At 63.2% G+C, this 19274-nt stretch carries 21 protein-coding genes; 3 read left to right on the forward strand and 18 right to left on the reverse strand.

What is annotated here, in order from left to right; translation table 11 throughout:
• Nucleotides 1-104: 104 nt before the first annotated feature.
• The 4 genes from FNV92_RS21030 to FNV92_RS21045 form a co-directional block, all read right to left on the reverse strand.
• Nucleotides 105-1697, reverse strand: coding sequence for a class I adenylate-forming enzyme family protein (locus tag FNV92_RS21030; protein WP_143846248.1), 1593 nt, complete (start codon nucleotides 1695-1697; stop codon nucleotides 105-107).
• A 72-nt stretch (nucleotides 1698-1769) separates the two neighbouring features.
• Nucleotides 1770-2354 carry an NnrU family protein gene (locus FNV92_RS21035; RefSeq protein ID WP_143844735.1) on the reverse strand — a complete coding sequence of 195 codons (585 nt, stop codon included), beginning with the start codon at nucleotides 2352-2354 and terminating at the stop codon, nucleotides 1770-1772.
• A 66-nt stretch (nucleotides 2355-2420) separates the two neighbouring features.
• On the reverse strand, nucleotides 2421-2999 hold the full coding sequence (locus tag FNV92_RS21040) for a hypothetical protein (protein ID WP_143844734.1): 579 nt from the start codon (nucleotides 2997-2999) through the stop codon (nucleotides 2421-2423).
• Nucleotides 3000-3106: 107 nt separating this feature from the next.
• Nucleotides 3107-4729 (reverse strand): peptide chain release factor 3, encoded by a 1623-nt coding sequence (locus FNV92_RS21045; protein WP_143844733.1) that lies wholly within the window; start codon nucleotides 4727-4729, stop codon nucleotides 3107-3109.
• Between the two features lie 157 nt (nucleotides 4730-4886).
• Here FNV92_RS21045 and sugE point away from each other — a divergent pair, with 157 nt between their 5' ends.
• A complete protein-coding gene (sugE, locus tag FNV92_RS21050; protein ID WP_143844732.1) occupies nucleotides 4887-5201 on the forward strand; it encodes a quaternary ammonium compound efflux SMR transporter SugE in 315 nt (104 codons plus the stop codon).
• Here sugE and FNV92_RS21055 read toward each other — a convergent pair.
• From FNV92_RS21055 to FNV92_RS21085, 7 genes are all read right to left on the reverse strand, one after another.
• On the reverse strand, nucleotides 5194-6201 hold the full coding sequence (locus tag FNV92_RS21055; RefSeq protein WP_015686694.1) for an inorganic phosphate transporter: 1008 nt from the start codon (nucleotides 6199-6201) through the stop codon (nucleotides 5194-5196). The genes sugE and FNV92_RS21055 overlap by 8 nt on opposite strands.
• 15 nt (nucleotides 6202-6216) lie before the next feature.
• Nucleotides 6217-6861, reverse strand: coding sequence for a DUF47 domain-containing protein (locus tag FNV92_RS21060; RefSeq protein WP_015686695.1), 645 nt, complete (start codon nucleotides 6859-6861; stop codon nucleotides 6217-6219).
• A 156-nt stretch (nucleotides 6862-7017) separates the two neighbouring features.
• Entirely contained in the window at nucleotides 7018-7986 is a 969-nt protein-coding gene (locus tag FNV92_RS21065) for a branched-chain amino acid ABC transporter permease (RefSeq protein ID WP_015686696.1), read from the reverse strand.
• Between the two features lies 1 nt (nucleotide 7987).
• A complete protein-coding gene (locus FNV92_RS21070; RefSeq protein WP_015686697.1) occupies nucleotides 7988-8851 on the reverse strand; it encodes a branched-chain amino acid ABC transporter permease in 864 nt (287 codons plus the stop codon).
• 72 nt (nucleotides 8852-8923) lie between these two features.
• The gene (locus FNV92_RS21075; RefSeq protein WP_015686698.1) at nucleotides 8924-10144 is read right to left on the reverse strand and encodes an ABC transporter substrate-binding protein; all 1221 of its coding nucleotides are present in this window, start codon (nucleotides 10142-10144) and stop codon (nucleotides 8924-8926) included.
• Between the two features lie 48 nt (nucleotides 10145-10192).
• Nucleotides 10193-10939 carry an ABC transporter ATP-binding protein gene (locus tag FNV92_RS21080; RefSeq protein WP_015686699.1) on the reverse strand — a complete coding sequence of 249 codons (747 nt, stop codon included), beginning with the start codon at nucleotides 10937-10939 and terminating at the stop codon, nucleotides 10193-10195.
• Nucleotides 10932-11687, reverse strand: coding sequence for an ABC transporter ATP-binding protein (locus FNV92_RS21085; RefSeq protein WP_015686700.1), 756 nt, complete (start codon nucleotides 11685-11687; stop codon nucleotides 10932-10934). Before FNV92_RS21085 ends, FNV92_RS21080 begins: the two co-directional genes overlap by 8 nt.
• A gap of 342 nt (nucleotides 11688-12029) precedes the next feature.
• On the opposite strand from FNV92_RS21085, the gene FNV92_RS21090 reads away from it, so the two are divergent.
• Nucleotides 12030-12677 carry a hypothetical protein gene (locus tag FNV92_RS21090; protein ID WP_168213617.1) on the forward strand — a complete coding sequence of 216 codons (648 nt, stop codon included), beginning with the start codon at nucleotides 12030-12032 and terminating at the stop codon, nucleotides 12675-12677.
• A 24-nt stretch (nucleotides 12678-12701) separates the two neighbouring features.
• On the opposite strand, the gene FNV92_RS21095 is transcribed toward FNV92_RS21090, so the two are convergent.
• Nucleotides 12702-13055: an ArsC family reductase gene (locus FNV92_RS21095; RefSeq protein WP_143844730.1), complete on the reverse strand. Its 354-nt coding sequence runs from the start codon at nucleotides 13053-13055 to the stop codon at nucleotides 12702-12704.
• Between the two features lie 101 nt (nucleotides 13056-13156).
• Between FNV92_RS21095 and FNV92_RS21100 the strand changes: the two genes are divergently transcribed.
• A complete protein-coding gene (locus tag FNV92_RS21100; RefSeq protein ID WP_143844729.1) occupies nucleotides 13157-13528 on the forward strand; it encodes a tRNA-binding protein in 372 nt (123 codons plus the stop codon).
• Between the two features lies 1 nt (nucleotide 13529).
• Here FNV92_RS21100 and FNV92_RS21105 read toward each other — a convergent pair whose 3' ends face one another.
• The 6 genes from FNV92_RS21105 to FNV92_RS21130 form a co-directional block, all read right to left on the reverse strand.
• Nucleotides 13530-14234 carry a glutathione S-transferase family protein gene (locus tag FNV92_RS21105; protein ID WP_015686704.1) on the reverse strand — a complete coding sequence of 235 codons (705 nt, stop codon included), beginning with the start codon at nucleotides 14232-14234 and terminating at the stop codon, nucleotides 13530-13532.
• 65 nt (nucleotides 14235-14299) lie between these two features.
• Nucleotides 14300-14965: a DUF429 domain-containing protein gene (locus FNV92_RS21110; RefSeq protein WP_143844728.1), complete on the reverse strand. Its 666-nt coding sequence runs from the start codon at nucleotides 14963-14965 to the stop codon at nucleotides 14300-14302.
• A 30-nt stretch (nucleotides 14966-14995) separates the two neighbouring features.
• Complete coding sequence (locus FNV92_RS21115) at nucleotides 14996-16180, reverse strand: serine hydrolase domain-containing protein (RefSeq protein ID WP_143844727.1); 1185 nt, start codon at nucleotides 16178-16180, stop codon at nucleotides 14996-14998.
• A 74-nt stretch (nucleotides 16181-16254) separates the two neighbouring features.
• Nucleotides 16255-16947 carry a GNAT family N-acetyltransferase gene (locus tag FNV92_RS21120; RefSeq protein ID WP_143844726.1) on the reverse strand — a complete coding sequence of 231 codons (693 nt, stop codon included), beginning with the start codon at nucleotides 16945-16947 and terminating at the stop codon, nucleotides 16255-16257.
• Between the two features lie 4 nt (nucleotides 16948-16951).
• A complete protein-coding gene (locus tag FNV92_RS21125; protein WP_015686708.1) occupies nucleotides 16952-17299 on the reverse strand; it encodes a Lin0512 family protein in 348 nt (115 codons plus the stop codon).
• A gap of 174 nt (nucleotides 17300-17473) precedes the next feature.
• Complete coding sequence (locus FNV92_RS21130) at nucleotides 17474-19138, reverse strand: acetolactate synthase large subunit (protein ID WP_143844725.1); 1665 nt, start codon at nucleotides 19136-19138, stop codon at nucleotides 17474-17476.
• Nucleotides 19139-19274: the final 136 nt, after the last annotated feature.

Here is a 19274-nt window from a genome sequence, read left to right on the forward strand (position 1 = left end):
CACGTGGCGGCGGCGATACCCTATCGATATGGCGGAGGCAAGGCAAAGCAAGCCCAATCAAGGCGTTAACGACCCGGGAGCGCCCGGAGGCCGGCGCGCCCGGTTCAGGCTCCCAGCAGCTCCCGCAACTGCCGCTTCAGCACCTTGCCATTGGCGTTCCGGGGCAACGGCTCGGCGGTGATCGTCATCGTTTCGGGGACCTTGTAGTCGGACAGCCGCTCGGCGCACCAGGCCCGCAGGGCTTCACCGGCGACCGGCCCGCGCGTTACCACCACGGCGTGGACGCGCTCGCCCAGCACCGGACATGCCTTGGCAACGATCGCGCTCTCGATCACCGCGGGGTGGCCGGCCAGCACGGATTCGACCTCGGCGGAATAGATCTTCAGTCCACCCCGGTTGATCATGTCCTTCTGCCGGTCGAACACGCGGACGAACCCCTCGGCATCGACCGAACCGAGATCGCCGGAGTGCCAGAATCCGCCGGTGAAGCTCTCGGCCGTGGCCTTCGGGTTGTTCCAATAGCCCTTGATGACGGAGGCGCTCTGGATCCAGAGCTCGCCGATCTCGCTGTGGGGCAGCTCGCGCCCGTCCGTCCCCATCGCGACGATGCGCGCACCCGGACACGGCAGACCGACGCTGTCGATGTGGCTCGCCGTCAATTCGCCCGGCATGATCGTCGAGGGCGATGTCGTCTCGGTCGAGCCGTAGCAATTCGCGAGCTTCAGGCCGGGAATCGTGGCCTTGAGCTTCTCGATGGTCGCGACCGGCATCGGCGCGCCGCCGAAGCCGCCGATGCGCCAGCTCGACAGATCGTAGGTGTCGAAATCGGGCTGGAGCAGGCAGAGATTGTACATCGCCGGAACCATTACCGTGTAGGTGACGCGTTCACGCGCGGCGAGCTTGAGATATTCGGCGGCCTTGAACTCCGGCATGATGATCAGCGCACCGCCGCAGCGGACCATCGTCGTGATGTTGGCGACGACGCCGGTGACATGACCGAGCGGCACCGCCGCGATCGAACGGTCCGCCGAGGTCAATTGCAGGCAGGAGACGAACACCATCGAGGAATGGACGATGTTGCAATGGGCGAGCATCGCGCCCTTCGGCTTGCCGGTCGTACCCGAGGTGTAGAGGATCATCGCGGTGTCCTCTTCGTCGACCTCGACCGGCGCTGGTGCCGGCGGGTTGTCAGCGAATTTGGCGAAACGCGAGAGCGCCGGATCATCATCGATGGCGATGCGGTGGACCACATCGGGCACGTCCAACTCGTCGGGCAGGCGTTCCGCGAGCGCCGCCTCGTGGATCAGGATCCTGGCGCCGCAATCGGCGAGCACATAGGCGATCTCCGGCTTCTGCTGGCGCGTGCCGAGCAGCACCGTGACCAACCCCTCATGCGCGGCGGCGAACAACAACAGCGGAAATTCGATGCGGTTGCCGAGCAGGATCGCGACACGGTCGCCGCGCTGGAGCCCCAGCTTGCGAAAGCCCGCAGCGATCCGCGTGGCCCGCTCCACCGCCTGTCGCCAGCTCAGGCGAACATTGCCTGCGATCAGCGCTTCGCCATCGGCATTGCGGGCGCAGGCGTCCGCAACCATCGCCCACAGGCTCATCGGCCGATCGCAGAAGGCCGGCACCACCCGATCACCAAAGCGCGCCTCGAGCCGCATCGGCGGAATCTGAGAATACGACCAGTCCATCGGAATGCCTCGACCCATTGCTTTTGTCACCTTCCGCGCACGGGCATGCGGGTCCTGTCGCGTGCGGATCTGTTACCCGCCCATCACGGGAACACCGATCACGACCGGATGGAACGCAAACGCCAGCGCCAGATAGGCGACCACGCCGACCGCAACCGCGATCAGGTCGTTGGTGACGCCACCCACGGGAATCGGAGGGCCACCCCCGTCGGTGCGATGCTTTAGTGAGATGCGGTCATAGACCGCCCAGCCCAGAAAGGATCCGAACAGGATCATCGAGCCGAGGTCACCGTTGGCGAGCAGGTGCGCCGCAGCCCACAGCTTGATGCCGGCCAGCATCGGATGCTTCAGCGTCGCGTAGATACGGCCACGCAGATAGGAGGCAACCACCAGAATGACGGCGGGGAGCATCAGCGCGATGGTGATGTGCTTCATCGCCTTCGGCGGATACCAGACGTCGATCCAGCCGGTCGCGCGATAATTGGCAAAGCCCCAGATAATGAGCGCCAGACCGGCGAGCGACACCACCGCATAGAGGATCTTGTAAGTCCCCTCGCCCAGCCGCGCGATGGCCTGAGCTCGCGCGTCACGTTTCGTCGTGAAAATATGGGGCCCAAAAAACAGCACCAGCCCCAGGATCATGACCAGCAGACCCACGACATTCTCCCCTCAACCAGCGCCCCGCCAATGGCCTATCATTGATTGGCTGATACCCGCAATGCGCTACTTGCCCAGCTCCCGATTGTCGACATAGCGGATCGCGATCGGCCGCCCGGCCAGCGCACCGCCGAGGCCGCTGGTGAATTTGAGCGGCAGGCAGGCCTTCAGCGATGAATTGATCGCATTGAGATAAGTGGTCCGGGTGTCCGCGGGCACGCCTGCGGTCGCAAAGGTCAGGCGCGGCGGACCGATCAGGCCACCTGCCTTGTTGAAGCTGAAACGCACCGACATCTGCATGCCCGCACGAGCATGGTCCGATGGCGGCGACCAGCAGGTGCGTAGCTCGGCGAAGAGATCCCCGATCGTAGCGAGATCGTGATCGGGCTTTTGATATTTGGCGCGGTCCGAATCCTGCGGCACGCTCTCGATCGTGAGTTGGAGGTTTTCCCCGTAGGGATAGTCGATCTCGGGAATGCAAGGACCGGGTTCGAGCGGACTGCAGTACGAGGGCGTGCAGGGCCGATTGTCGAGCACGCTGCACGGCTCGTGCGCAAACGGGACCGGGTTGATCTGGCGACGTTGCGCATCGGCGGCAGCCATCGATATCACCAGCAGGAAAAGAATGAAGATGCCGCGCCACATGATGTGAACTCACGATGCCACAAGGCTGAGACGTGGTATCGTCCGTGAGTGCGTCAAGCCCGCAGGCGTTCACATGCTCGCGCTCGACCGCAGAATGGGGAAGTGCCTCACCCCTTCTTCTTGACGTCCTTGACGTTGGTGAACTCGATCCCCTCCGCGCGTTCCCGGGCGTAGCCGAGATAAAACTCGTTTCGCGCCAGATAGACGGGATCACCGTCGACATCGTCCGCAATGCTGGACGTGTTCGCGGCGAGGAAGGTGTCGAGCTTCTTGCGATCCTCCGAGGAAACCCAGCGCGCGAGCTGAAACTCGCTGACCTCGAACTCGACCGGCAGCGAATACTCGGCCTCCAGCCGCGCCTTCAGCACGTCGAGCTGCAGCGCGCCGACGACGCCGACGAGCGCAGGCGCACCATCGCGCGGGCGAAACACCTGCACCACGCCCTCTTCCGACATCTGCTGAAGCGCTTCCTTCAGCTTCTTGGCCTTCATCGCGTCGGTGAGACGCACGCGGCGGACGATTTCCGGCGCGAAGCTCGGGACCCCGACGAAGTTGAAATCCTCGCCGTCGGTCAGCGTATCGCCGATCCGCAACGTGCCGTGATTTGGAATGCCGACGACGTCGCCGGCAAAGGCCTCATCCGCGACCGAGCGGTCCTGCGCGAAGAAGAATTGCGGGCTCGACAGCGGCATGCTCTTGCCGGTGCGCACCAGCTTGGCCTTCATGCCGCGGGTGAGCTTGCCGGAACAGAGCCGCGCGAAAGCGATGCGGTCGCGGTGGTTCGGATCCATGTTCGCCTGGATCTTGAACACGAACGCACTCATACGCGGGTCGGTGGCTTCGACCCTGCGCTGGTCGCTCTCCTGCGCCCGCGGCTCGGGCGCGAACTTGCCGAGGCCTTCCAGGAGATCGCCGACACCGAAATTGCGCAGCGCGCTGCCGAAATAGACCGGCGTCAGATGGCCCTCGCGAAACGCGCCGAGTTCGAACGGTTTCGAGGCGGCGGTGACGAGCTCGAGCTCGTCCTTGACAGCCCCGACATCGAGGTTGGCGTTGAGCTTGCCGAGTTCGGCGATCTCGATCTGCTGCGCCGCGCCGGTTTTGGCGCCGCCGCCTTCGAGCAGGCGCACGCCGCCATTGACGACGTCATAGGTGCCGAGAAAATCGCGGCCGCGGCCAACGGGCCAGGTCATCGGTGTGGTGTCGAGCGCCAGCGTCTTCTCGATCTCGTCGAGCAGCTCGAACACGTCCCGGCTCTCGCGGTCCATCTTGTTGATGAAGGTGATGATCGGGATATCTCGAAGACGACACACCTCGAACAGCTTCCGGGTGCGCGCCTCGATGCCCTTGGCGGCGTCGATCACCATGACGGCGGAATCGACCGCCGTGAGCGTGCGATAGGTGTCTTCCGAAAAGTCCTCATGGCCCGGCGTGTCCAAGAGGTTGAACACGAGGCCCTCGAACTCGAAGGTCATGACTGAGGTCACGACCGAGATGCCGCGCTCGCGCTCGATCTTCATCCAGTCCGAACGCGTGTTGCGCCGCTCGCCCTTGGCCTTGACCTGGCCGGCCAGATTGATGGCGCCGCCGAACAGCAGCAGCTTCTCGGTCAGCGTGGTCTTGCCGGCGTCAGGATGCGAGATGATCGCAAAGGTCCGCCGCCGCGCCACTTCAGCGGCAAGCGTGGAACGGGCCGGCGATTCGGCTGTGGTCGTGGCGATGTCGGACATGGCGGCAGCGTTTGGCAGGGAATATGGGCCGGATCAAGCCTCATTTGGTGATTGCGGAGCCGTCCGGCCAGCCCCATATCGGCTTTGGGAAGGACGGCCTTCCCGCTCGTCAGCATATCAGCCGCGGGGACGACCCTGCCTTGAAGGGAGGGTCGTCATGGCCTGGAGCATCCTGTTCATCGCCGGCCTGCTGGAGATCGCCTGGGCGATCGGCCTCAAATACACCGAGGGCTTTACCAGGCTCGTTCCCTCGGCCCTCACGCTCGCGGCCATGGCCGGCAGCGTCATCCTGCTGGGCTTTGCCCTCAAATCGCTGCCGATTGGAACCGCCTATGCGGTCTGGACCGGGATCGGCGCGGTCGGCACCGCGGCGCTGGGCATCATCCTGTTCGGCGAGCCCGCCACGGCGCTCCGCCTCGCCAGCATCGGATTGATCGTCGCCGGCATTGTCGGGCTGAAGCTCGTCACCTGACGAAGATCTTGACCGCCCACCAGGTCAGAGCCGCGACGATCGCCGAGGCTGGCATCGTGATCACCCAGGCATAGACGATCGAGCTGGCGACGTTCCAGCGCACCGCCGAGAGGCGGCGGGCTGCGCCGACGCCGACGATGGCGCCGGTGATGGTATGGGTGGTCGAGACGGGAACCCCGAGGAAGGTCGCCATGAACAGCGTAGCGGCGCCACCGGTTTCGGCGCAAAAGCCCTGCATCGGCGTCAATTTGGTAATGCGTAATCCCATCGTGCGCACGATGCGCCAGCCGCCCATCAGCGTCCCCATCGCCATCGCTGCCTGGCACGACAGCACGACCCAGAACGGCACGAAGAAATCGCCGCCGAGTTGGCCCTGCGAATAGAGCAGCACGGCGATGATGCCCATGGTCTTCTGCGCGTCGTTACCACCATGGCCGAGCGAATAGAGCGATGCGGACGCGAACTGCAGGATGCGGAAGGCGCGGTCGACCGCGAACGGCGTCGACCGCACCGACGCCCAGGACACGATCGCCACCAGCACCATCGCCAGCAGGAATCCGACCAGCGGGGAGAGGACGATCGCGATCACCGTCTTCGACAATCCGCTCCAGACCGCCGCCGAAACCCCGGCCTTGGCGACGCCTGCACCGAACAACCCGCCGATCAGCGCGTGCGACGACGATGATGGAATGCCGAGCGCCCAGGTCACGAGGTTCCAGACGATGGCGCCGACGAGGGCCGCGAAGATCACCTGCGCATCGACGATCGCGGGATCGATGATGCCGGTGCCGATAGTCTGGGCGACGTGCAGCCCGAACACCATGAAGGCGACGAAATTGAAGAAAGCAGCCCAAAACACCGCAAATTGCGGCCGCAGCACCCGGGTGGAGACGATGGTCGCGATCGAATTGGCGGCATCGTGCAGGCCGTTCAGGAAATCGAACAGCAGCGCGACGGCAATCAATCCGACCAGGACGGGTAGACCCAACGCAGCATCCACGGCGCGGCCCCTGCCCTACACTTGCTCGATGACGATGCTGTTGATCTCGTTCGCGACGTCGTCGAAACGGTCGGCCACCTTCTCGAGGTGATCGTAGATCTCGACGCCGACGATGAAATCCATTGCGCTGCCGTCGCGATGCTTCAGGAACAGCTCCTTCATCCCGATGTCGTGGAGATCGTCGACCCGGCCCTCGAGCTTGGTCAGTTCTTCCGTAATCGCGGTCAGCATCGCGACGTTCTTGCCGATCTCCTGCATCAGCGGCAGCGCACGGCCGACCAGATTGGCGCATTCGATCAGAAGCCCGCCGATCTCGCGCATCGGCGGCTCGAAAGTGCGGACCTCGAACAGCATCACGGCCTTGGCGGTCTGCTGCATCTGGTCGATCGCATCGTCCATCGACGTGATGAGGTTCTTGATGTCGCCGCGGTCGAACGGGGTGATGAAGGTGCGGCGCACCGCCGTCAGCACTTCACGGGTGATGTTGTCGGCGTCGTTCTCGAACTGGTTGACGCGCTGACAGTAGACCGGCGTCTCCTCACCCCCGTTGAGCATGCCCTGAAGCGCGATCGAACCCTGGATCACGGTCTTGGCGTGGCGGTCGAACAAGTCGAAGAACCGTTCTTCCTTGGGCAGGAAAGCGCGAAACCATCGCATCATGGAAATAGTCTACCGGTTGGAAATGGCCCGGCCCGAATGAGCCGTCACAAAACTGTCATAGACCATTTTCATTCCGCGCGCGTGCCACCTCACGCCCGCGAAGCCGGATCATCCACTGCTTTCACGCACCAATTAAATTGGTGCGATATCAACGATTTAGAGAGACCGCCGGAAGTAATGCGCGATTTCTCCGATGACGCCACGGCGGAAGGTGAGCACGCAGACCACGAAGATCGAGCCCTGGATCACCGTCACCCACTGGCCGAACCCCGCCAGATATTGCTGCATGGCGATGATCGCGAAGGCGCCGACCACGGGACCGAAGATGGTGCCGAGACCGCCGACCAGCGTCATCAACACGACCTCGCCCGACATCGACCAGTGCACGTCGGTGAGCGAGGCGTTCTGCGCCACGAACACCTTGAGCGAACCGGCAAAGCCGGCGAGCGTGCCCGACAGGACGAACGCCAGGAACTTGTACTGGTCGGTCCGGTAGCCGAGCGAGATCGCGCGGGGCTCGTTCTCGCGGATCGCCTTCAGCACCTCGCCGAACGGCGAATTGATGATGCGGTAGATCAGCAGGAAGCCGGCAAGGAAGCCGACCAGCACGACGTAGTACAGAGTCGTCGGCTTGGAGAGATCGAACAGGCCGAACATGCGCCCTTGCGGGATGCCCTGGATGCCGTCCTCGCCATGGGTGAACGGTGCCTGGAGGTAGATGAAGTAGAGCAGCTGCGACAGCGCCAGCGTGATCATCGAGAAGTAGATGCCCTGGCGGCGGATCGAGATGTAGCCGGTGATGAGCGAGAGCACGAAGGCGCCGGCGACGCCGACGAGGATGCCGAGTTCCGGAGGCAGCGCCCACACCTTCAGCGCATGCGCACTGCAATAGCCGGCCGTGCCGAGGAACATGGCGTGACCGAACGACAACAGGCCACCATAGCCGATCAGAAGATTGAAGGCGCAGGCGAGCAGCGCGAAGCACAGCGCCTGCATCACGAAGAACGGGTAAATGCCGCTGAATGGCACCGCGGCCAGCAGCAGCGCCATCACCACGAATACGATCATCTCGTCGCGAATAGCGCGCGGGGCTACCGGCAGCGTGTCGTCCGTCAAGGCTGTCATATCAGGCCGCCCTTCCCGTCAATCCCGTTGGCTTCACCAAGAGCACCAGCACCATCAGCACGAACACGACGGTGTTGGAGGCCTCGGGGTAGAAATACTTGGTCAGGCCCTCGATCACACCGAGTGCGAAGCCGGTGATGATGGAGCCCATGATCGATCCCATGCCGCCGATCACGACCACCGCGAACACCACGATGATGAGGTCAGCGCCCATCAGGGGCCGCACCTGGTTGATCGGCGCCGAGAGCACGCCGGCGAGCGCGGCAAGGCCGACGCCAAGACCGTAGGTCAGGGTGATCATGCGCGGCACGTTGACGCCGAAGGCGCGCACCAGCGTCGGATTTTCAGTGGCGGCGCGCAGGTAAGCGCCGAGCCGCGTCTTCTCGATCAGGAACCAGGTAGCGATACACACCACCAGCGAGAAGATGACGACCCAGCCGCGATAGACGGGCAGGAACATGAAGCCGAGATTCATGCCGCCCTTGAGCTGGTCCGGAATGGCGTAAGGCAGGCCGGACGAGCCGAAGTAGTTCTGGAACACGCCCTGCACGATTAGGGCGATGCCGAAGGTCAGCAGCAGGCCGTAGAGATGATCGAGCCCGGTCAGCCATTGCAGCATGGTCCGTTCCAGGATCATGCCGAAGATGCCGACGATGATCGGCGCGATCAGCAGCGCCCACCAGTAATTAATGCCGCCGAGGTTCAACAGAAAATAGGCGACGAAGGCACCCATCATGTAGACCGCGCCATGGGCGAAATTGATGATGTTGAGCATGCCGAAGATCACGGCGAGCCCGAGACTGAGCAGCGCGTAAAACGAGCCGTTGATCAGTCCCACCAGTAGCTGAGCGTAAAGAGCCTGCATCGATCCCGCACCCGGTCCCTTCGGCGTTCCCCTGACAGTCGCCCGCAGACCTTAAGCCTGCGGGCCGTTATCCTACTTCTTAAGCAGCGCGCACTTGCTCTCGGAGAGCGGCGTGAAGGCCTGGTCGCCCGACACCGTGCCGACCAGCTTGTAGAAGTCCCACGGTCCCTTGGACTCGGATGGCTTCTTCACCTCGAACAGATAGGCGCTGTGGATGGTACGGCCGTTTGGCTGGATCTCGCCCTTGCCGAACAGGTCGTCCTCGGTCGGCATCGACTTCATCTTCTCGACGACCTTGACGCCGTCATGCGGATTGCCGCCGAGCGCGTCCAGCGCCTTGAGATAGTGGCGCACGCCGGCATAGACGCCCGCCTGCACCATGGTCGGCATCGCGCCGTTCTTCATCTTCTCCGAGAACTTCTTGGAGAAAGCGCGGGTCTGGTCGTTCATGTCCCAGTAGAACGTCTCGGTGAAGTTGAGGCCCTGCGCGGTCTCGAGGCCGATCGCCTTGACGTCGGTGAGGAACAGCAGCAGCGCCGCGAGCTTCTGCCCGCCCTTGACGATGCCGAACTCGGCCGCCTGCTTGATCGAATTGGTGGTGTCGCCGCCCGCGTTGGCAAGGCCGATGATCTTGGCCTTGGACGCCTGCGCCTGGAGCAGGAACGAGGAGAAGTCCGGCGTATTGAGCGGATGCTTGACGCCGCCGATCACCTTGCCGCCATTGGCGGCGATAACCGAGGTGGTGTCGCGCTCGAGCGCCGCGCCGAAGGCGTAGTCCGCGGTCAGGAAGAACCAGGTGTCGCCGCCGGCCTTCACCAGCGCCTGGCCCGTGGTGTGGGCCAGCATGTAGGTATCGTAGGTCCAGTGCACGGTGTTGGGCGAGCACTGCGCGTTGGTGAGATCCGAGGTCGCCGCACCGGAGTTGATGTAGACGCCGTTCTTTTCCTTGATGACGTTGTTGACGGCGAGCGCCACACCCGAGTTCGGCACGTCGACGATGATGTCGACCTTGTCGACGTCGAACCACTGCCGCGCGATCGCGGTGCCGATGTCGGGCTTGTTCTGGTGATCGCCCGAGATGATGTCGATCTTCCAGCCCTTCCCCACCAGGCCGGAATCTTCGACGGCCATCTGGGCGGCGAGCGTCGAGCCGGGACCGCCGAGGTCGGCATAGAGGCCGGACTGATCGGACAGCGCACCGATCTTGACGGTCTTGTCCTGCGCGAAGGCTACGCCGGCCGTGGTGACGGCCAACGCCGTGCCGAGCAGAAACGACGCAATCGACTTCTTCATGTGACTTCCCTCGTGAATATTCTCTTGGTCGTTTGACGCTTGGCCGCCTTAGACGCCGAGATAGGTGTGGAGCTTGTCCATGTTGGCGGCAAGCTCCGAATTGGAAAATCCGTCAATGATCTTGCCATGCTCGACCACGTAGTAGCGGTCGGCGACGGTCGATGCGAAGCGGAAGTTCTGCTCGACCAGGAGGATCGTAAAGCCCTCCTTCTTGAGCCGCGCAATGGTGTGGCCGATCTGCTGGATGATGACAGGCGCAAGACCTTCGGTCGGCTCGTCCAGCATCAGGAAGCTCGCGCCGGTGCGCAGGATGCGCGCGATCGCGAGCATCTGCTGCTCGCCGCCGGACAGCTTCGTGCCCTGGCTGTTGAGACGTTCCTTCAGATTGGGAAACAGGTCGAAGATCTGCTCGAGCGGCAATCCGCCCGGGCGGACCACCGGCGGGAGCAACAAATTCTCCCGCACATCGAGACTGGAGAAAATCCCGCGCTCTTCCGGGCAGAACGCGATGCCCATCCGGGCGATCTTGTCGGAGGTCGCGCGAATGATCTCCTGGTTGTTGAACTTCACCGAGCCGGTGCGCTTGCCGATGATGCCCATGATCGACTTCAGCGTGGTCGTCTTGCCGGCGCCGTTGCGCCCGAGCAGGGTGACGACCTCGCCGGCGTTCACGTCGAAATTGATCCCGTGCAGGATGTGGGACTCGCCGTACCAGGCTTCCAGGTTGCGCACCTGGAGGAGGTTGCCTCCGGTCGCAGCCTTTGCCGGAGCGTCCGCAATCACAGTCTCAACCATGACCAGCTCCCAGATAGGCTTCCTTGACGCGCTCGTCCTTGGTGAGCTCGGCGTAATTGCCCTGCGCGAGCACCTGCCCGCGCGTCAGCACGGTGATGATGTCGGAGAGATTGGCGACGACGCTCAAATTATGCTCGACCATCAGGATGGTATATTTCGCCGAGATCCGCTTGATCAGCGCCGCGATCTTGTCGATGTCCTCGTGGCCCATGCCGGCCATCGGCTCGTCCAGCAGCATCATCTCAGGGTCGAGCGCCAGCGTGGTTGCGATCTCCAGTGCGCGTTTGCGCCCATAGGGCATCTCGACTGCCGGCGTATTGGAAAACTCGCTGAGACCGACGTCGTTCAACAGCTCCTGCGCGCGGTTATTGTAGCGGTTGAGCACCGACTTGGAACGCCAGAAGTCGAAGGAGCTGCCGTGCTGACGCTGAAGCGCGACACGAACGTTCTCCAGCGCGGTGAGATGCGGAAACACCGCGGAAATCTGGAATGAACGGACCAGCCCCATGCGAGCTACGTCTGCCGGCGCCATCGCGGTAATGTCCTGTCCCTTGTACAGGATTTTTCCGGCAGACGGTTTTAGGAACTTGGTCAGAAGATTGAAGCACGTCGTCTTGCCGGCCCCGTTCGGGCCGATCAACGCGTGAATGCTCCCACGGCGAACCTTGAGCGCAACGTCGCGGACGGCGAAGAAGCCCGCGAACTCCTTGGTCAAGCCTTCCGTTTCGAGAATGAACTCATCGGCCAAACAGATTTCCCCCTGCCCGCGCTATACGCGTGGCTGTCCTTGGTTGCTTCGGCATTCCGGAGGCCCTGGAGCCCACCCGGAACCGCCGCCTCCGGGCGCGGAATATGCCGGAGGTGACGGGGGTTAGGCAAGGCGGAAAGCTGAGCAGATCAGGCCTCCCGCCGGGAGACGAATGCTCCCTTAGTCGGAGGTGTTTCGATGTCGCGCCTGCCCGGCCTCCCGGTTCGCATGGCACCGGTCATCAAGCTGTCGTTAACGGTCTTTCGTCCCCCGCGCCAGCCTTCATCAAAAATTTTCCCGCAGCGAGGATGATGCGTGCGTTCTATCGCCGGGAATATTGTCTTGGATTTTGCAAGCGCCGCTCCATCCGTCGTCAAGTCGATCAGGCAGCGTGATCTTTTGAACACGTGGCTGCGACTTTTTGCGCGCGCGCAGACGGCGCCGGCGGTCTGGGAATATCAGCCTGCCCGACTCGAGGAAGAGCTGTCCGATCTCATCTATTATACTGTGGACATTTCGACACCGACGCCGCGCCTCACCATCCAGAGCGAAGGCACGCGCATCTCGCGCGCTTATGGACATACCGGCAAGGGCGTCCTGCTCGACGACTATATCGGGCCACGGCTCGCGCCCTTCGTGATGCCGTTCTATCATGAGTGCGTGGCGCGCGGGCTTCCGGTCTATAGCGTTGCCGACATCGACGACGTCTATGGCCGCGTGGTTGCCTATGAACGGCTACTGCTGCCGTTCCAGACCGACGGCAAGGTCTGTCACATCATCGCCTCGCTCAAGACGTTCTGCGAGGACGGCGGCTTCGAGATCAAGAATCTGATGCGCGGAAATGACGCGCTGCCCCGGCCGAAACTGCGCGCTGTGATCGATCAGGACCTCTTCCATCGCGCACCCGGTCGCATCGCGGCCGCGGACGTCGTCGAGTTCGCCGATCAGTCCGGCCCCGCCGTCACCCCCGAAACCATCGAGCTGAACTAGCCGTCAGCGCGCTCGGATGGCGACCTATTTGGTCCTGACGTCCTTGGCATAGACGTCCGGCTTGAAGCCGACCAGGAGCTTGCCGCCGACTTCCAGCACCGGTCGCTTGATCATCGATGGTTGCGCTAGCATCAATGCCAGCGCCTTCTTTTCGGTAAGGCCTTCCTTGTCGGCGTCGGGCAGTTTCTTGAAGGTCGTTCCGGCGCGGTTGAGCAGCGTCTCCCAGCCGACTTTGTCGCTCCACTGCTTGAGCTTGTCCTTCTCGATGCCCGCCGCCTTGTAGTCGTGGAATTCATAGGCGACGCCGTTCGTGTCGAGCCAGGCGCGCGCTTTCTTCATGGTGTCGCAGTTCTTGATGCCGTAGATGATGTTGGGCAAGACGTTCCTCGCATGCGTCGTATCGTGACCGCAGCGTTGTACGAAACTCCGGTTCGCGCGACAATATTGCGAACCAAGTCAGCCCCCCGAACGGACATTCCATGCACGTTACCCACGATCCCGCCGCGGCCTCGTCGCCGACTATCGACTTCAACACCTTCCTCGCGGTCGATATTCGCGTCGGCACCATCGTCGATGCGAAGCCGTTTCCGGAGGCGCGCAAGCCGGCGTGGCGGCTGTGGATCGACTTCGGTCCCGTGATCGGCGTACGCAAGAGTTCGGCGCAAATCACGGAGAACCATCCGCTGGAGACGCTGGTGGGACAACAGGTCGCGGCGGTCGTCAATTTCCCGCCACGCCAGATCGGGCCTGTCGTCTCGGAGGTGCTGACGCTCGGCTTTCCCGATGCCGACGGCAAGGTCGTGCTGGTGCAGCCGAGCAAACCGGTGCCCAACGGCGGACGGCTGTTCTAGCTCACGGCCGCTTCGGAATGTTCAGCCCGCGCTGCACGGCCGGCCGCGCGAGACCTCGTTCGAGCCAAGCGGCCACCGACTTGAATTGGCTGAATTCGACGAGATCGCCGGCACCGTAGAAGCCGATAAGATTGCGCACCCAGCCGAGCATGGAAATGTCGGCGATAGTGTAGTCGTCATCCATGAACCATTGCCGTCCCGCAAGATGCGTCTCCATCACGCCGAGCAGACGCCTGGACTCGCCCACGTAACGTTCGAGCGGCCGCTTGTCCTCGAAATCCTTGCCGGCGAATTTGTGGAAGAAGCCGACCTGGCCGAACATCGGCCCGATGCCGCCCATCTGGAAATGCACCCACTGGATGGTCTGGTAACGGCGCGTAGCGTCTTCGGACAAAAGCTTTCCGGTCTTCTCCGCCAGATATTGCAGGATCGCGCCGGACTCGAACAGCGGCATCGGCCTTCCGCCGGGGCCGTTGGGATCGAGGATCGCCGGGATCTTGCCGTTCGGATTGAGCGAGAGGAATTCCGGCGTCTTCTGGTCGTCCTTGCCGAAGTCGACGAGATGCACCTCGTAAGGCAATCCAATCTCCTCCAGCATGATCGAAACCTTGACGCCGTTGGGTGTCGGCAGCGAATAGAGCTGAAGCAGCTCGGGATGCTCGGCCGGCCAGCGCCTGGTGATTGCAAATGCGGAGAGATCTGACATCGGGGATCCTTCGAGCTGGTATTGAGCCGCGCCTAATCTAGGCGGGGTGCAGATCGGCGCAAGGTTCAATAATTGATCTCCATCCGCAGTCCGCGCGGATCGATCTCCTCGCCGCCGACACGCTGCGTGCTGTCGCGCGCGGCGACCGCGCAAGCACAGGCATCAATGAGATCGTCGCGGCCGATGCCGGTGCCGTGACGTTGTGTCAGCCATTTCCGCACGCATGTGAACCCGCGTTGCTCCAGCAACGCGATGCGCTGTTCGCGACCATGCGGCGATGTCTTCGGCGCAAGCCGGATCTGACCGGCGAGATTCCAGAACACCAATTCCGGATGCGCTTCGCCGACAATGGCTTGTCGCGCCGGCGTCATGATCGCGTCGACGTCCCTGATCTTGTCCCTGATATTCCAGAGCTGCGCGGACACGCCCATGCCCCTGCCTTCATGCTCCCAGTAATGGCGATTGGCTGCCCCCATGTCAGAGAACTTCCAGAGGTCGCACCGCGCACCGAGGAACACGGCAGGACCAATCAATTTTCGGGCCTCCTTGTCGCAGCAACGATAGCCGCTCGGCTTCAAACCGATCGGCATGTCGATCATCGCGCGCGCATGCGGCAAGGCGAGCAAGCGCGTCAGGCCAGGCGAATAATCGAAACCGTGATCGCCGCGATCATCGATCCACGCGGCGACCCAGCCGAAGCGAAATCCATCGAGACCGAGATAGTTTGGCACGCTGTCGATCCTGACGTGCCCTCTCGCCGATCAGCCGCCGACTGCCTGGTAGGCCAGGCGCTTGAACTCGAAGAAGAACGGATTCCAGAAACCCATGTGGCGCTGGGCCATCAGCACGCCGGCGGTGTTGGCCTGCGGGCAGATCCACCAATGGGTGCCGGCAAGGCCGCCCCACTGGAATTCGCCGGTCGAATTCGGCGGATCGAACGGCGTCGGAGCGAAGGTGACGGCGCCGCCGAGACCAAAGCCCTTGCCGGGGATCGGCCCGAGATTGGCAAAACGGATGGTCTGCCCGGCGGCCAATTGGTTGGTCATCATCTGCCGCAGCGTCTCCGGCTTGAGCAGCGCATCCGGGCCGGGCAGCAGTGCACGCACCAGTGCGAGCATGTCCGGCAGGGTCGAAACCAGACCACCGCCGCCCGACAGCCGCGGGAATGGACGGCGATAGGCTTGCGGATAAGGCAGATTGTCGGCCCGCGTCAGACCGGGCTTCATTGGATCGAGCACGTCGGCGCCGGTGTAGAGCGCAACCAGCCTGCCCTGCTGTGCCTCAGGCACGTGGAAACCGGTGTCGGTCATGCCGAGCCGATCGAATATCCGCTCCTTGAAATAGGCGTCCAGCGACTTCCCGGAGACCACCTCGACGACACGACCAAGCACGTCGGTCGCCACCGAATATTCCCAGCTTGTGCCGGGCTGATAGGACAGCGGCAGATCGGCGAGCTGGTCGATCATGTCAGTCAGCGGCGTCAGCGGATTGAGCACGCGCGCTTCGTTGTAACCCTTGAACAGCACCGAGCCGGGATCGAAGATGCCGTAGCTGAGGCCCGAGGTGTGGGTCAGGAGCTGGCGGATCGTGATCGGGCCCTTCGCCGGCTCGACGTCGGCAAGGCTCGAGGCGCCCTGCTTCAGCACCTTGCGATTGCCGAGCTGCGGCAGGACTTTTTCGACGGCGTCATCGAGCCCGATGTGTCCCTCTTCGACGAGCAGCATGATCGAGCAGGTGACGAAGATCTTGGTGTTGGAATACGCGCGGAAAATGTGATCGGGCCGGAGCGCGGTCTTCGCCTCGCGATCGGCGAAACCGACGCATTGCTGATCGACGACATCGCTGCCCTTCAGCACGGCCCAGGACACGCCCGGAATGATCTCCCGATCGACATAGCGCTGCATCGTCGTCCGTGCGGCGGAAAAATCCGGTGTTCTGGCGTCCATGTGTGTTTCCCCCAAATTATGGTTGGGCTCGGTATAGCGTGAATTGGCTGGATATGAAGCCCGGCGGACCGCGCTCATCCCTCTTTCATCAGGGCGGTGACGTGCAGGCGGCGACGAATTGTCATCCCCTGCCGCTGATACAGGGCGATCGCCGAGGCATTGCTCGAGAACACATGCAGGAACGGAATTTCACCGCGCGCCTCGATCTGGCGCGCGATCGCCGCGAGCAGCGCCTGCGCATAACCGCGGCCACGGTGATCGGGATGGACACAGACCGCCGTCATCTCGACGAACTTTCCCGGCTTCATCCGCTCGCCGGCCATCGCCACCAGTTCATTGCCTGCGCGAATGCCGAGAAAGGTGCCGAGCTCATATGTCCGCGCGGCAAACGGGCCGGGCTTGGTCAGCGCGGTCAGCGCCATCATGGCAGGAACGTCGGCTGCGCCCAGTGTGACGATCTCGGCATCGCGAAGCGGACTGTCGGCCGGCGAGCCGATCATCTGCTCGCCGGTCTCCGAGAGCACGACCTTGAAGCCGGCGGGAATGTTGACGGGGTCCGGCGTGAACAGCGCGGCAACTTGCGAGGCCGGCAGGATATCACCCAGCGCGGCAAAGCTTGCCGCCGACATGTCCGCCATGTCGGCAAACGGCGTCATGTCCACGGGATAACGCAGAGCCCGCGGGCCGCCTTCCGCAAGATGCTTCTGGCTGGTCGTCAGCGCGCTCCAGATCGGCCGATCGAGCAGCGCCACATCGCTGTCGGACACCGGCCTAGTCCTTCTCGAAGCTGACGATGACGGCGGCGTTGGCGATGAGGATGGGGTCGTTGGCCACTTCCGTGGCCGAGGGAATCTCGAGTCCGCCCTTGACCGCGGTCACGGTCACCGTGCCGTAAGGTAGCTCCTTGGCAACAGCTTCCTTGTCCACCGCCTCGGGGTTGGGCACGGCGATCGTGACGTCGACGAACATGTCGTTGGCGGTCTTGCCGATCATCCGGAAGAAGCCGAGGCTCGAATGCCTGATCGCATCCGACACCGCTCGCTTCGCCGCCTTGGTGGCATCCCGGCCGTGGACGTCGACGCCCATACCCATCTCGGTGATACAGCGAACGCGGGTCATGTCTTATTCCTGTTGTTGATGGGATGATGCAAGTTGTTATCGCGTTTTGGATGATCGGCATACTCTGTCATTGCGAGGAGCGAAGCGACGAAGCAATCCAGCTGTCCCTGCGGAAAGATCCTGGGTTGTTTCGCTACGCTCGCAATGACGGGCGAGGTGAGAGTTTCGATTGAATCACGCCTTCGCTTTCTGATGCGCCCGCAGCTCATCCACCAGCACCCGCACATTCTCCGAATAGTCGATCGGGATCACGACCAGGTGCACGCCGCCCTCCTTGAACGCCGCATCAAGCGTCGGAGCAAAGCTGTCGATGCTCTCGATGCGATGGCCCTTCGCGCCATAGGCCTTCGCATACAGCACAAAGTCCGGATTGCCGAACGTCATGCCGAAATCGGCGAAATGATCGACGGCCTGCTTCCAGCGGATCATGCCGTAGGCGTGGTCTTCCAGCACCAGGACGACGAGATTGAGCTTGAGCCGGACGGCGGTCTCCATTTCCTGGCTGTTCATCATGAAGCCGCCGTCGCCGGCGACCGCGAGCACACGTCGCTCGGGATAAAGCATCGCGGCCATCATCGCCGACGGCAGGCCGGCGCCCATGGTCGCCAGCGCATTGTCGAGCAGCAGCGTGTTGGCGACGCGGGTGCGGTAGTTGCGCGCGAACCAGATCTTGTACATGCCGTTGTCGAGCGCAACGATGCCGTTCTCCGGGATCACCTGCCTGATGTCGTGCACGATCCGCTGCGGCGTCGGCGGCCATCGCGCCTCGGTGGCGCGGTCGGCAAGATGCCCCAGAATCTCCTCCCGCAACGGCAGCAGCGCCGCTGCCTGCGGCAGCTTGCCTTCGAGACGATCTGCTAACAACTCGAGGCTCGGGCCGACGTCTCCGACGACCTCCGCATCGGGGAAATAGACCTGCTCGACGCTGGCCGAGGTGTAGCTGACGTGGATGACCTTCGGCCCCGACGGCCCCATGATGAAGGGGGGCTTCTCGATGGGATCGTGACCGATCGCGACGATCAGATCGGCGGCCTCGATCGCGTCGTGCACGTAGTCGCGCTCGGACAGCGCCGCGGTGCCCATATAGAGATTGGTGCCGCCGGGCACGGTGCCCTTGCCCATCTGCGTGGTGAAGAACGGAATGCCGGTCCGGCGCACGAAGCTTGCGATGCCGTGCGTCGAACGTGGCCGGCTGGTCGCGGCGCCCATCATCACGAGCGGGCGTTTTGCAGCCAGAATCATTCCCGCGGCGCGGTCGAGCGCGGCGCGGTGGGCGACGGGAATTTCGATGGGGTGAACCGGGATCACGGGAACGGCCGGCACTTCATCGCCAGCAATGTCCTCCGGCAGTTCGAGATGGACGGGTCCCGGCCGCTCCTCCATCGCCACGCGGAAGGCGTCGCGCACCACGGTCGGAATGCTGGACGCGCTGATGATCTGCCGCGACAGCTTCGTCAGCGGCTTCATGCTCGCGACCACGTCCACGATCTGGAAGCGCGCCTGCCGGCTGCTCATGATCGGCTTCTGGCCGGTGATCAGGATCATCGGCATCGCGCCGAGATGCGCATAGGCCGCGCCGGTGGACAGATTGAGCGCGCCGGGGCCGAGCGTCGACAGACACACACCCGGCTTGCCGGTGAGCCGGCCATGGGTGGCGGCCATGAAGGCGGCGGCCTGCTCATGGCGGGTCAGGATCAGCTGGATCTTAGAGGTGCGCAGCGATTCGACGAGGTCGAGGTTCTCCTCGCCCGGAACACCGAAGATGCGATCGACGCCTTCGTTCTCCAGAGCCGCGACGAACAGGTCCGATCCCTTGACTTTGTGGTCCTGCCCGCTCATGTCGCCTCCGCGCGTTGTGCTGCTCCCATGAACTGGGAGCAATCACATGGTAGCCGCTCGCGGCGACAGCACAACTCACAATGCGGCGCGCAACTGCTTCAAAACCCTCATCGCGAGCGCAGCGAAGCGATCCAGA

Source organism: Bradyrhizobium cosmicum (genome assembly GCF_007290395.2).
Classification (GTDB): domain Bacteria; phylum Pseudomonadota; class Alphaproteobacteria; order Rhizobiales; family Xanthobacteraceae; genus Bradyrhizobium; species Bradyrhizobium cosmicum.

What these genes read in the sequence shown, in the direction of transcription:
- FNV92_RS21030 (WP_143846248.1), bottom strand. Translation starts at nt 1,697, where the DNA reads ATGGACTGGTCGTATTCTCAGATTCCGCCGATGCGGCTCGAGGCGCGC.
- FNV92_RS21040 (WP_143844734.1), bottom strand. Translation starts at nt 2,999, where the DNA reads ATGTGGCGCGGCATCTTCATTCTTTTCCTGCTGGTGATATCGATGGCT.
- FNV92_RS21045 (WP_143844733.1), bottom strand. Translation starts at nt 4,729, where the DNA reads ATGTCCGACATCGCCACGACCACAGCCGAATCGCCGGCCCGTTCCACG.
- sugE (WP_143844732.1), top strand. Translation starts at nt 4,887, where the DNA reads ATGGCCTGGAGCATCCTGTTCATCGCCGGCCTGCTGGAGATCGCCTGG.
- FNV92_RS21060 (WP_015686695.1), bottom strand. Translation starts at nt 6,861, where the DNA reads ATGATGCGATGGTTTCGCGCTTTCCTGCCCAAGGAAGAACGGTTCTTC.
- FNV92_RS21065 (WP_015686696.1), bottom strand. Translation starts at nt 7,986, where the DNA reads ATGACAGCCTTGACGGACGACACGCTGCCGGTAGCCCCGCGCGCTATT.
- FNV92_RS21070 (WP_015686697.1), bottom strand. Translation starts at nt 8,851, where the DNA reads ATGCAGGCTCTTTACGCTCAGCTACTGGTGGGACTGATCAACGGCTCG.
- FNV92_RS21075 (WP_015686698.1), bottom strand. Translation starts at nt 10,144, where the DNA reads ATGAAGAAGTCGATTGCGTCGTTTCTGCTCGGCACGGCGTTGGCCGTC.
- FNV92_RS21080 (WP_015686699.1), bottom strand. Translation starts at nt 10,939, where the DNA reads ATGGTTGAGACTGTGATTGCGGACGCTCCGGCAAAGGCTGCGACCGGA.
- FNV92_RS21100 (WP_143844729.1), top strand. Translation starts at nt 13,157, where the DNA reads ATGCACGTTACCCACGATCCCGCCGCGGCCTCGTCGCCGACTATCGAC.
- FNV92_RS21105 (WP_015686704.1), bottom strand. Translation starts at nt 14,234, where the DNA reads ATGTCAGATCTCTCCGCATTTGCAATCACCAGGCGCTGGCCGGCCGAG.
- FNV92_RS21115 (WP_143844727.1), bottom strand. Translation starts at nt 16,180, where the DNA reads ATGGACGCCAGAACACCGGATTTTTCCGCCGCACGGACGACGATGCAG.
- FNV92_RS21125 (WP_015686708.1), bottom strand. Translation starts at nt 17,299, where the DNA reads ATGACCCGCGTTCGCTGTATCACCGAGATGGGTATGGGCGTCGACGTC.
- FNV92_RS21130 (WP_143844725.1), bottom strand. Translation starts at nt 19,138, where the DNA reads ATGAGCGGGCAGGACCACAAAGTCAAGGGATCGGACCTGTTCGTCGCG.